At 68.1% G+C, this 12,193-nt stretch carries 8 protein-coding genes; 7 read left to right on the forward strand and 1 reads right to left on the reverse strand.

The window, feature by feature from the left end; all coding sequences use genetic code 11:
* Positions 1-97 precede the first annotated feature (97 nt).
* The 7 genes from ACZ7KI_RS38875 (at position 98) to ACZ7KI_RS38905 (ending at position 8,827) form a co-directional block, all read left to right on the forward strand.
* Positions 98-1,726 (forward strand): GMC family oxidoreductase, encoded by a 1,629-nt coding sequence (locus ACZ7KI_RS38875; RefSeq protein WP_470278006.1) that lies wholly within the window; start codon positions 98-100, stop codon positions 1,724-1,726.
* Between the two features lie 26 nt (positions 1,727-1,752).
* Positions 1,753-3,327: a succinic semialdehyde dehydrogenase gene (locus ACZ7KI_RS38880; protein WP_470278007.1), complete on the forward strand. Its 1,575-nt coding sequence runs from the start codon at positions 1,753-1,755 to the stop codon at positions 3,325-3,327.
* Between the two features lie 70 nt (positions 3,328-3,397).
* Positions 3,398-4,111: a GntR family transcriptional regulator gene (locus tag ACZ7KI_RS38885; RefSeq protein WP_470278008.1), complete on the forward strand. Its 714-nt coding sequence runs from the start codon at positions 3,398-3,400 to the stop codon at positions 4,109-4,111.
* 26 nt (positions 4,112-4,137) lie between these two features.
* Entirely contained in the window at positions 4,138-5,292 is a 1,155-nt protein-coding gene (locus ACZ7KI_RS38890; protein WP_470278009.1) for an NAD(P)/FAD-dependent oxidoreductase, read from the forward strand.
* 78 nt (positions 5,293-5,370) lie between these two features.
* Positions 5,371-6,543, forward strand: a complete 1,173-nt coding sequence (locus ACZ7KI_RS38895) for an epoxide hydrolase family protein (protein ID WP_470278010.1) — start codon at positions 5,371-5,373, stop codon at positions 6,541-6,543.
* Positions 6,544-6,643: 100 nt separating this feature from the next.
* The gene (locus tag ACZ7KI_RS38900; RefSeq protein ID WP_470278011.1) at positions 6,644-7,945 is read left to right on the forward strand and encodes a choice-of-anchor B family protein; all 1,302 of its coding nucleotides are present in this window, start codon (positions 6,644-6,646) and stop codon (positions 7,943-7,945) included.
* A gap of 3 nt (positions 7,946-7,948) precedes the next feature.
* Complete coding sequence (locus ACZ7KI_RS38905) at positions 7,949-8,827, forward strand: hypothetical protein (RefSeq protein ID WP_470278012.1); 879 nt, start codon at positions 7,949-7,951, stop codon at positions 8,825-8,827.
* Positions 8,828-8,834: 7 nt separating this feature from the next.
* Here ACZ7KI_RS38905 and ACZ7KI_RS38910 read toward each other — a convergent pair whose 3' ends face one another.
* Positions 8,835-11,534: a beta-N-acetylglucosaminidase domain-containing protein gene (locus tag ACZ7KI_RS38910; protein ID WP_470278013.1), complete on the reverse strand. Its 2,700-nt coding sequence runs from the start codon at positions 11,532-11,534 to the stop codon at positions 8,835-8,837.
* Positions 11,535-12,193 lie beyond the last annotated feature (659 nt).

A 12,193-nucleotide genomic window follows, 5' to 3' on the forward strand; every position in this document is an offset into this window, starting at 1 on the left:
GTTCGCCGGGCCATTGCGGAAGGGGGCCGTCTCGCTATACGGTGACAGAACTAGAACAGGTTATAGTTCTGCACGGTGGGCTGACCGAGGAGCGGAAATGGCGAACAGGGCGCCGCGCGGCGACGAGGCCGATTACGTGGTCGTCGGATCGGGCAGCTCGGGTGCCGCGATCGCGGGCAGGCTGGCGGAGTCCGGGGCCAGCGTGATCGTGCTCGAGGCGGGTAAGAGCGACGAGCGGATGCTCGTCAAGAAGCCAGGGCTGGTCGGCCCCATGCACGCGGTGCCCCAGCTCAAGAAACCCTTCGACTGGGGCTACTACTCGGTCCCGCAGAAACACGTTCTCGATCGCCGGATGCCGGTGCCGCGGGGCAAGGTCGTCGGTGGCTCCAGCTCCATCAACGGCATGGTCTACGTCCGCGGCAACCGCGCCAACTTCGATTCCTGGGCCGCGGAAGGCAACAAGGGCTGGGACGCCGACAGCGTCAACGCCGCGTACAAGCGGATGGAGGACTTCGAGGACGGCGAGAACGCGTTCCGGGGCGCGGGCGGGCCGATCCGGGTCACCCGCAACAAGGCCCCGCAGGAGGGGACCCTGCAGTTCCTCCAGGCGACCGCCGACGCGATCGGCTGCGAGATCCTCGACGACTACAACGCCGCCTCGCAAGAGGGCGTCAGCCGTATGCAGCAGAACGCCGCCGACGGACTGCGCTACAGCGCCTCGCGCGGCTACATCCACCGTCTCGCGCCCGCGACACTGGAGGTCCAGTCCGGGGTGCTGGCGAAAAAGGTGCTCATCGAGAACGGCCGCGCGGTCGGCGTCGAGGTCGTCGACGCGAACGGGGGACAGCGAATCCTTCGCGCGGGCAAGGAGGTCATCCTCTCGGCAGGCTTCGTCGGATCCGCGCAGCTGCTGATGCTGTCGGGTATCGGCCATGCCGAGCACCTGAAGGAGCACGGCATCGACGTCGTCGCGGATCTGCCGGTCGGCGACAACCTGCACGACCACATGTTCCACGCGCTGACCTTCCGCGCGTCGTCGAGCAAGAACCGGGGCACGCCGCCGTACTTCGCGCGCGGCCTCGTCAGCGAACTGATGCGGCCCGGTACCACCTTCCTGGCGAACTCGGTCTTCGAGGCGGTCGCCTTCCTCCGGACCTCCCAGGCCGCCGAGGTCCCCGACCTCCAGCTGCATCTCCTGCCGTGGGCGTACGTGACGCCCAACCAGGACGCGCCGATCCGGCATGATGTCGACAAGCGGCCCGCGCTCACCGTGCTGACCACGCTGATCTATCCGAGGAGCCGCGGCACGCTGCGGCTCGCCTCGGCCGATCCCACGGCCGCGCCGCTCATCGACCCCCAGTACCTGTCCGACCCGGCCGATCTCGAAGTGCTCGGCGAGGGCTCGGAGATGGTCCGCGAGATCTTCGCGTCGACGGCGTTCAAGGGCTCGATCAAGGAGGAGCTCCACCCGGGAAAGGCGTTGCAGGGCCAGGAGTTGCGCGACGCGATCCTGAACCGCGCGACGTCGGTCTACCACGGTGTCGGCACCTGCCGGATGGGCGTCGACGAACTCGCCGTCGTCAGCCCTGACCTCAAGGTCCGTGGTGTGGAATGCCTGCGGGTCTGCGACGCCTCGATCATGCCGTCGATCACCGGCGGCAACACCAACGCGCCGGCCATCATGATCGGCGAGATGGGCGCGCAGCTCGTCCTCTCGGAGAACTGACCGGACAACTGACGGAAAAGAGGGCCATGACCGTCACTCCGCTCGCGCTCACCCGTCCGGCGTCGGTGACCGACGCGTTTCTGCGGCGGCTCGTCGCCCGAGTGCCGGGTTCGTCCGGCGCGACCTGGAAACTCACCGAGGTCTACACCGGCGAGGTGCTCGTCGAGCTGCCCCAGTCGACGCCCGCCGACATCGAGCAGGCGTTCACCACCGCGCGCGCCGCGCAGGTGAAGTGGGCCGCCACTCCGCTCAAGCGGCGGCTGGAGGTGTTCAAGCGGGCGCATGCGCTCTTCGTGGATCGCGCGCGGATCGTCACCGACCTCATCCAGGTGGAGAGCGGCAAGAACCGCCGGATGGCGATCGAGGAGACCTGCGATCCGGCGATGGTGATGAGCCATTACCTCACGCGGGCCGCCAAGCTGCTGGCGCCGGCCAAACGCGGTGGACCGGTCCCGTTCCTGACGACGTCGACCGAGGTCCGGCAGCCCAAGGGTGTCGTCGGCATCATCGCGCCGTGGAACTTCCCGTTCGCCACCGGCATTTCCGACGCGATCCCCGCGCTGATGGCCGGCAACGCGGTCGTGCTGAAGCCGGACAACAAGACGGCGCTCTCGCCGCTTTACGGCGTCGAGATGCTGGAGGAGGCCGGGCTGCCGAAAGGCCTGTTCCAGGTGGTGTGCGGGGAAGGCCCGGACGTCGGCCCCACCCTCATCGATCAGGCGAATTACGTGATGTTCACCGGCTCCACGGTCACCGGCCGGGTGATCGGCGAGCGCGCGGGCCGCAACCTCATCGGCTGCTGCCTCGAACTCGGCGGCAAGAACCCGATGATCGTGCTCGAAGACGCCGATCTGGACGAGGCCGTGCAGGGCGCGGTCTTCGGCGCTTTCGGCAACACCGGGCAGATCTGCATGCACATCGAACGGATTTACCTGCCGGAGTCCCGGTACGACGAGTTCAAGAACGCGTATGTGGCCAAGGCCAAGGCGCTCGACGTCCGCGCCGCCTACGACTTCGGGCCCGACATGGGGTCGCTCGTCTCCGTCGACCACATGAACCGCGTCAAGGCGCACGTCGACGACGCCGTCGCGAAGGGCGCGACCGTCCTTTGTGGAGGAAAGCCGCGCCCCGATCTCGGTCCGGCGTTCTTCGAACCGACGATCCTCGAAGGCGTCACGAAGGACATGCTCTGCGGCGTCACCGAAACCTTCGGACCCGTCGTCGCGCTGCACAAGTACCGCACGGTCGACGAGGCCGTCGCGTTCGCCAACGACACGGAGTACGGCCTCAACGCCTCGGTGTGGGGCGGTGACGTCGGCGCCGCACGCGCGGTGGCCGCGCGCATCGAATCCGGCAACGTCAACATCAACGACATCCTGGCCACCGCGTACGCGTCGAAGGGGACACCCTCCGGCGGCGTCAAGAATTCCGGGGTCGGCGCCCGCCACGGGGACCAGGGGCTGCTCAAGTACACCGACGTCAAGAACGTGGCGGTGCTCAAGAAGCAGGTCATGGGTCCCCGCGGCGGACAGACTTACGAGAAGTACGTCGAGGGAATGCTTTCGGGGCTGAAACTCATGCGGCGGCTGCGCATCCGCTAGCCGTCGTCGAGCGCCGAACTACGCCGAAAGCCGGATTGACCGGTCAAATGCGCATTTGTACGGTCAATTCATGCCCGAGCCGCTGCACCGCCGCATCCGGCGTGAGATCGAAGCGAAGATCCATGCCGGGGAGCTGGCCCCCGGGTCGCGTCTGCCGACCGAGAACGAGTTGTGCGGGCAGTACGGCGTCAGCCGAGCCACGGCGCAACGGGTGCTCAACGACCTGGCGGCCGCGGGGCTGGCTGTGCGTCATCGGCGGCATGGGACGTTCGTCGCGGACGTGACGCCGCAGATCAACCTGCTCGCTTTCGCTGCCCCCGAGGCCGCGGCGAAAGGTGTGCCGGGACGTCACGAAGTCCTGTCCGCGCGCACGATCCCGTCCGGTGACGCGGTCGTCCCGCTGCCGGACACCCCGCCCGAGACCGCGGTCATCGAACTGGTCCGCCGTAAGTTCGACGTCCGTGACCGGCCGCGTTCGATCGAGCGGCACGTCATCCTCTTCTCCTCCGCACCAGGCGTGCTGCGGGAGAACCTCGAACATTTCGTGAGCATGCGGTACTTCCGGGCGCGGGGAGTACCGATCGACAGCGTCCGGGTCTACCTCGACCCGGTGTGCCTGGACGAGGACACCGCCCGGCTGCTCGACAGCGAACCGGCGACGCCCGCGTTGAAGCGGCGCCGGGAATCGCGCACCGAGGACGGCACGGTGGTGGAGACCGTCGAAACGATCGTTCGTCCCGGCTCGGCGCGGTTCTTCGTGGAAGTCCCTTTTTCCGCCCGGTGATCGGGGAACCCCGGAAAGGAAAGCGCATGAAGATCATCATCGTCGGCGCCGGAGTGCTGGGCGCCAGTGTCGCGCGATCGCTCGCCCTCGCGGGGGAAGAGGTCCTCCTGCTGGACCGTACGGGCGCGGGGACGGGAACGAGCGCCACCACCTTCGCGTGGACGAACGCGAACCGGAAACACGATCCGGCCTACCAGCTGCTCAACGTCGCCGGAATGGCCGAACACGCCGTCCTGGCGGAACGGCTGCCCGGGCCGCGGTCCTACTTCCGCAGCGGCAGCTTGCACTGTGCGGATCCCCGCTCCGAATCCTGGCTGACCGGCAACGTCGAACTCCTGCAGTCTCTGGGGTATCCGGCCCGCTGGGTGGAGCGAGCGGAGGCCGGACGGATCGCCGGTGACGTCCTGCTCCCCGAAGCGACGACGGCGATCGCGTATTTCCCCAGCGAGGGCTATGTCCTGCCGGAACTGCTGATGCGGGGACTGCTGGACGACGCGAAACGCCATGGCGCCGAGGTTTCCATCGGTGAGGTGGTGGATTTCGGCGAGAGCCAAGGAAAAGCATCGGTCACCCTCTCCGGCGGTGAGATCATCGGGGCCGACCGCGTCGTGCTGGCGGCCGGGCGCTGGACCGACGCTCTCGCGGCGAAAGCCGGGCTCGACATTCCCATGATGACCGACGTCCACCGAGGTTCGCCGATCGTCGGCCTGCTGGGCTACGTGACCTCACCGCGCCTCGACCTGAGATGCGTGCTGCACACGCCGTCCCTCAACCTCCGGCCCGCGGGGAACGGGCACACCGTGGTGCAGGCGCTCGACTTGAACGCCGGCGTCGATCCGTCAGCGCCGGTGGATCCGCGGATCGCGGCCGTGATCGCGGAGCGGTTTTCCGCGATGACGGCCGATCCGGGCAGGCCGCAGCTCGGCTTCCGGGTCGCGATCCGGTCGATGCCCGCGGACGGGCACACGATCGCGGGCCCGCCGTCGTCCGGGTCCCGGATCTATTGCCTCGTCACACACAGCGGGATCACCCTGGCGCCGATCCTCGGCCGTCTCGCGGCGGAGGAGATCGTCTCCGGGGAAACGCGGGATCTGCTGAACTCCTTCCGACCCGCCCGGTTCGCGGGACTGTCGCGTTCGGACCTCACGATCGACCGCCCCGTCCGGCTGGGTGAGCAGTAGCCCGGACGGCAATTTCCGACCGCGGGACGCCAATCTCGGGTATGGGCGCGGCCGCCGCCGCGCTCTAGCTTCGTCATCATGATCGACAGCATCGGGCGCGGCGACGTCGAACCGTTTCTTCCGCACGTTCCGGATCGCGACCTGGAGGATCTGCTCGTACGCCTGGATCGGGTACGGCTTCCCGAAGCCGAGACGGTGCCGGACGCCACCCAAGGGCCCGGGCTTCGGCGGATGACGGAGCTGCTCCAGGCGTGGCGCGGACACGACTGGCGGGCAAGGGAAATCCAGTGGAACACGATTCCGCACTACCGGGTCCGGCTCGACGGTTTGGACATCGCCTTCTGGCATGTCCGCTCGCCTGAGCCCGACGCGATCCCGCTGGTGCTGACCCATGGCTGGCCCGGCTCGATCTTCGAGTTCGAAAACGTGCTCCGGCCGCTCACCGATCCGGTGGCGTACGGCGGTTCCGCTCGCGACGCCTTCCATGTGGTGGTGCCGTCGTTGCCGGGATTCGGCTTCAGCGGACGGCCCCGCGAACAGGGCTGGCATCCGGGCCGGACCGCCTGGGCTTGGGCGGACCTGATGACCGTCCTCGGCTATGAGCGCTTCGGGGCCCATGGCGGCGATTGGGGTGCTGTCGTCAGTACCGAGCTGGCGCGCCACGCTCCCGAGCGCGTCGCGGGCCTGCACCTGACGATGCCGTCGGCGTCGCCGCTTCCCGAGGACCGGGCGACGCCGACGCCTGCCGAACAACGCATGCTGGACCGGCGCGATCTGCACCTGACCGACGGCTACGGCTTCGGCATGATCATGGCCACCCGTCCGCAGACCCTCGGGTACGCGCTCCTCGACTCGCCCGCCGGCCTGGCGGCGTGGCTCGGCGAGAAGTTCGACGCCTACGCCGACAACCGGCCGGAAAGCGGCGGCGGGGTGAGCCTCGCGCACCAGATCGACACCATCGCCTTGTACTGGTTGACCGGTACCGGCGCCTCGAGTTCCCGTTGGTACTGGGAGGCGATGCGCTGGGTGCCGCGCAGCGCGGAGGAAGAGAACGCCCGGCCGGTGACCGTGCCCACCGCGGTCTCGGTGTTCCCGGCCGATCCCTGGCCCACCGCCGAACGCTGGGCGCGTCGGCGTTATCGCGAGCTTCACCGGTGGAACGAACTCGACCGCGGCGGGCATTTCCCCGGGATGGAACAGCCGGATCTCCTGGTGTCCGAGATCAGGAACGCGTTCCGCGAGCTGCGGTAAAACGGTTAACAGCGCCAGACGTTCGGAGGGATACGCGGATCGTCGGCGCTCCTATCGTCGGAGACCGGGCGGAAACGGACTCTCCGGTGAGGAGCGCCAGATGAAGATCGTGCGCACGATAGGGCTGGCCCTGGTGACGGCCTCCGCGTTGGTGTTGTCGATGACGGCGGCGTCCGCGCACGACCCCGAGACGGCCGAAGGGCAGGCGGCGGCCAAGACCTTCATGGCGGACCACGTCCCGGCCGAGCGGCACGCCGTCACCGGCACCGCGGCGGGTGTGCCGTGCGTCAACGGCAAGGCCGACATCTACCCGTGCAAGAACGTGGACCTGCTCAGCGTGCTTCCCTTGTCCGGCCTCGGCGGCGGGAACGGCAACGACATCTGGGGCTGGACCGATCCGGCGTCCGGCAAGGAATACTCCATCGTCGGGCGGACCAACGGAACCGCTTTCGTGGACCTGAGCACGCCGACTTCACCGAAGTTCCTCGGCAACCTGCCGTCCAACGGCGGCAGCAGTTCGTGGCGGGACATGAAGGTGTACAAGAACCACGCGTTCATCGTGGCCGACTTCATCTCCGGGCACGGGATGCAGGTGTTCGACCTGACCCGCCTGCGCACGGTCACCACGCCGCAGACCTTCACCGCCGACGCGCTGTACAAGGAGTTCGGTCCCGCGCACAACATCGCGATCAACGAGGAGACCGGCTTCGCCTACGCGATCGGCTCCAACACCTGCAGCGGCGGACCGCATATCGTCAACATCCAGAATCCGAAGGCGCCCGCCAAGGCCGGATGCGTGTCGCAGGACGGCTACACCCACGACACGCAGTGCGTGGTCTACCGGGGACCGGACGCGGCCTACCGCGGCAAGGAAATCTGCTTCAACGCCAACGAGGACACGCTGACCATCGTCGACGTCACCGACAAGGCCCGGCCGGTCCAGATCTCGCGCAAGGGCTACTCCGGCGCGCAGTACTCGCACCAGGGCTGGCTGACCGACGATCAGCGATACTTCCTGCTGGACGACGAACTGGACGAGTCACGCGGCACCGACAAGCGCACCAAGACCTACGTCTGGGACCTGGCCAAGCTCTCCGCTCCCGTGCACACCGGCGTCTACAGTTCGCCCGCCACCGCGATCGACCACAACCAGTACATCAAGGGCCGCTACTCGTACCAGGCGAATTACCAGGCAGGCCTGCGCATCCTGGACGTCAGCGGAGTCGCGTCGGCGCAGCTGTCCGAGGTCGGCTACTTCGACATCTACCCGTCGGGCAACTCGGCGAACTTCAACGGCGCGTGGAGCAACTACCCGTACTTCTCCAGCGGCATCGTCATCATCAACGGGATCGAGCAGGGTCTGGTCGTGGTGAAGCCCAACCTCGCCACCGCCGGGCGGTGACGGGTGCGTAGACCCCGGATCACGGACTGGGTGTTCCTCGCGCTGGCCATGGCGCTCGGGGTGGCCGCGGCGTTCGTGGCGCTCCGCCCGACGCCCGGCCCCGCCCACTCGGCGCACCGGCCGGTGGTGACGGCGGATCTGCTGCCCGCCGCGCACAGCGACGGTCTGTCCGAGGCGGAGAGCGGATACCGGTTCGAGCGGGTGACCACGCCCGCCGTCCGGGGCCCGGAGGTTCCGGTCGCGTTCCGGATCCTCGGCCCCGACGGACGGCCCGTCACCCGTTTCCTGGACAACCAGACCAAACAAATGCACTTCTTCGCCGTGCGCGACGACATGAACGTCTTCCAGCACGTGCATCCGGCGCTCGACGGCGATACCTGGCGCACCAGCCTCGCGCTGTCCGACGGCGGCGCCTACCGGATGTTCGCCGAGTTCGTCCCGCTCGACACCAAGGATCCCCGGCATCCGGTGGTCCTCGGCGTGCCGTTCAGCGTGCCCGGTGACACCGCCTTCGTGCCGGTGCCCGCTCCCGCCGGGGAGACCGTGACGGCCACGGGATACCGGGTGGCGCGGGTGGAGGGGACGGCCCGGATCCCGCTACTGCGGGCGCAGGTCCTCCGGTTCGCCCTCCGCGATCCCGGCGGCGCACTGGTCACGGCCGTCGACCCGCATCTGGGTGCCAACGGCCACATGACCGGATTCCACACGATGCTGCTGTCGGCCACGCACCTGCATCCGGTGCAGCCCCTTGGTGCACGGCTGGTCAACGGTGAGTTGACCTTTCACTCGATGTTCTCGGAACGCGGGGAGTACCGGCTGTTCCTGGAGTTCTCCCACGGTGGGCGGGTCCACACGGCCGCCATCACCGTCGCGGTGGACTGACCGGCGGTCACCGGACATCCCGCGCGAAGGCCGGGACGACCTCCGCGATCCTGGGTGCCGCACCTCCCGGCGACCAGAGGAGCCGGACCCGGTCGGTCACGATCCCTTGGGCAGGTAATTCCGTGTAGGCGCCGGTCATCCTGCCGATCGTGTGCCAGCCACCCGCGGCGTCCGCGACCTGGACGTCGGCGCCCGCGGCGGGTTCGGTGGCCAGTACGACGACCTTGTCCAGCGGCTTTGGCACGGCGGCCGTGACGACGAGGGCGTCCCCAGACACCGGCGCCGAAGCCGCGGTGTACACCGAATCGGCGTTGTTGTCGGCGGCCGCGGCGAGGTTCGACCCCGCCGGGGTGCCGGTCACCGTGTGCCGAGGACTGTCTGGTGTGGACACGGTGAATTCCCGGACCACCACCCAGAAGGGCTGGGCGCCGGTCGAACGCACCCGTACGAACCGTGCCCTGGCCCCCTCGGGAAAGTCCGCCGAGATCACGGGTTCCGTGACCGTCTTCACCGCCGTCCAGCGCGTACCGTCGGCCGAGAACTCGAGGACGCCGTTGTGGATGAAGTCGTCCGGACTGGCCGGTTTGCCCATCAGGATGTCCACATGGGACACCGGCTGGGCCGTGGCGAGGTCGATGCCGACGGCGTCGCCGGTGCGCGGTGCCCAATCACTCCAGTAGAAGGTCTCGGGGTCGCCGTCGACCATCCGGGCCGGGACGTTGTCGGTGTAGGTGCCCATCGACGTCGTCGGCTGCGGGCGGATCCCCGGCAGACCGAACCAGCGGTCGGCCGTGGCCAGCGCGCTGTTGAGGAACGGTACGCAGACGGCGGTGCAGGTGCTCGGATTGCGTGGGCCCCGGGAGGTTTCGACGCGGATGGCCTGTGCCTTCTTGAACGCCGCGACGAGTTCCTCGCGTTCTGCCCACGCCTTCGCGCCGTCGCCGAAGTGCTGTGCCAGCAACATCTTCACTGCGTGAGCGCCCGCCTGCCCGTAGAGTCCGACCTGGTCGAGCCACGGCCCGACCTCGGCGAGGAACTTCTGGTTGGCGGCCATCCCGCGCCGCAGCTCGTCGGGATCGGCGGCCATCGCGGCGAGGTAGCGGTCCAGTTTCGCCGCCGCGTCCCACGGATCCTTCGTCTCCAGCGCGGACCAGAACGCGTCGAGCAACGGGCGCAGTACCGGCGAATCCAGGTCCGGCTTCCCGGTGTCGAGCCGGGCGAGCAGACTCGAATAGTTGTTCTCCGCGAACACCTTCAGCGCGGGCGCGGCTGGTCCCGCGAGGTCGGTGATGGCGGCGAGCCACGACTTGTCGGGGTCGTACCGGTCCGGGTTCCACAGGAAGTCACCCGAGGTGAACTCGGCGATCTTGGACGCTTCGGCCTGCACCATCGGGTTCGTCGTGATCCCGGTGAGGTATTTCGCGACGCCGGGTTCGCGACCGATGTACGGGCCGAGCAGCAGGCGCTCGGTGATGTAGTCGTTGACCGGGTAGTTGTCCCAGATCAGGATGTCGTGCCCGAAGACCTCTTTCGCCTGCCGGGCCTGCTTTTCGGTGATCTGCCCGGCGATCACCCCGACGCCGGTCCATTCCACGATCACCGCCTTGTCGAGCTGGGTGCGCAGCGCGGTCTTGTAGGGGGAATCGGCGAGGTCGTAGTACTCGGTCGGAACGGTCTGCAGCCGCTCGATCCCGGGATGAGTGGCGATGAAATCCTGCTGAACCCGGTTGAGCAGGAACGACTGCGCCGCGCCCGCCGCCGCTCCACCGGAGCCGAATTTCGCCGCGTCGGCGTCGCAGTTCCAGCGGGTGTAGGAGATGTCGTCGAGCGGGATCGCGAACGATCGCACCCCGATGTCCCATAGAGACTGGAACTTCGTGACCAGCGCGGCCTTGTCGGCGTCGGAGGAGTAGCACACCGAGAGGCCGGGGGAGAGGGCGTAGGTGAATTCGACGTGGTTCGCGGTGGCACGGGACACCAGCTGGGAGAGCAGGACGAGCTGTTCGGGCGGGTACTGGTCGCGCCAGCGCGCTCGCAGGAACGGGTCGTCCTTGGGGGAGTAGACGTACATGTTCTGCTTGGTGCGGCCGTAGAAGTCCAGTTGCGCCAAGCGATCCGCGTGCGACCACGGTGCGCCGTAGAAGCCTTCGATCACCCCGCGCAGCGGTGCCGCCGGCCAGTCGCGGATGCTGAACGCGCGGCTCTTGCCGGAGGCGAAGAGCCGCCGGAACGACTGCGCCGCATAGAACGTCCCCGAGGTGTCCACACCGGACAGTGCGATCACACCGCGGTCGGCGGCGAGGACGTATCCACCTGAGGCGAGGCCTTCGGGGCCCTCCACTCGGAGCGCGGCGAGCGCGAGGGCGGTCGCCCTGCTTTCGGTGGGGCCGCCGACGAAGACGACGAGCCCGCCGTTGCCGCGGTCGACGGCCGCTTGGTCGTTGTCGGTGATCTTGACGATGGTGCTCGCGCCCGCCGAGCGGAGTACCTGATCCACGACGGCGAGCGCGGACGGATCGGTGTCCCGGCCGAGGACCTCGACGACCGTGCGCGGGACGGTCACCATTCCCGGTCGTGGCGTCACCTGCTGGGGTGTCGGCCAGACCTTCGTCGGCGGCGGGGAGGAGTCCGGCGCGGCGGTCGCCGGGGCGGGAACGGCCACCGCCACCGTGAGCGCGAGCAACGTCACCGGAAAGAGTCGGATCACCCAACTGAAGGACATGCGCTGGCCCCCAAATCGTCGTGTAACGACGTTCGGTGAGTCAGCAAACACCCAATGTGATGACGGGCGCTAGCTCGATCCGGGTGATTTTCGACGGCTTTCCGTGAAGGCCTCCTTCCCTACTGTGACGATCAGGGTTCCGGCGAAGTCGCATAACTGCTGGTCGGCTCCGCCGCTAGAGCGGGGTCAAGGCGAACGCGTCGTGGTGGACACGGCGGGAGCGGGCTCACGCAAAGGGGCCTCACCCGGGTCCGGACTGTCCATAAGGGACATTTTTCGGGACAAATGTGCCCGATTTGGGCATCTTGCACGGTTTCGCGAGGGGTCGTGAGTGGCGTTTCGTGTTCTCGCCCGAATCGCCACCCACGACCGGGGCCGAGTGGGTGGTTTCGCGTGGCTGGATGGATGGCGCGTGTGATCTGACGGAGGACACGTGTGACTGGATGGATGACACGCGGGAGCGGCAGGTTTCGTCGCGTGTTCTCCGTTCGCTCACGCGTGCCCTCCGTCGGATCACGCGTGTCGCCCGATGGCAGGTACCTAAGAGCGTGTCTGTGATCCCGATGGTGGGTATGGGTCGGGCCTCTGCTAGTGATCTAGACACCACATCATGATCACGACCAGCAGAGGCCCGATCTCCTTTG

The organism is Amycolatopsis sp. NPDC039088, assembly GCF_055598845.1.

Bases quoted from the DNA above. Each gene is read 5' to 3' on its own strand.
- ACZ7KI_RS38875 (WP_470278006.1), top strand. From the start codon at position 98: ATGGCGAACAGGGCGCCGCGCGGCGACGAGGCCGATTACGTGGTCGTC.
- ACZ7KI_RS38880 (WP_470278007.1), top strand. From the start codon at position 1,753: ATGACCGTCACTCCGCTCGCGCTCACCCGTCCGGCGTCGGTGACCGAC.
- ACZ7KI_RS38885 (WP_470278008.1), top strand. From the start codon at position 3,398: ATGCCCGAGCCGCTGCACCGCCGCATCCGGCGTGAGATCGAAGCGAAG.
- ACZ7KI_RS38890 (WP_470278009.1), top strand. From the start codon at position 4,138: ATGAAGATCATCATCGTCGGCGCCGGAGTGCTGGGCGCCAGTGTCGCG.
- ACZ7KI_RS38895 (WP_470278010.1), top strand. From the start codon at position 5,371: ATGATCGACAGCATCGGGCGCGGCGACGTCGAACCGTTTCTTCCGCAC.
- ACZ7KI_RS38900 (WP_470278011.1), top strand. From the start codon at position 6,644: ATGAAGATCGTGCGCACGATAGGGCTGGCCCTGGTGACGGCCTCCGCG.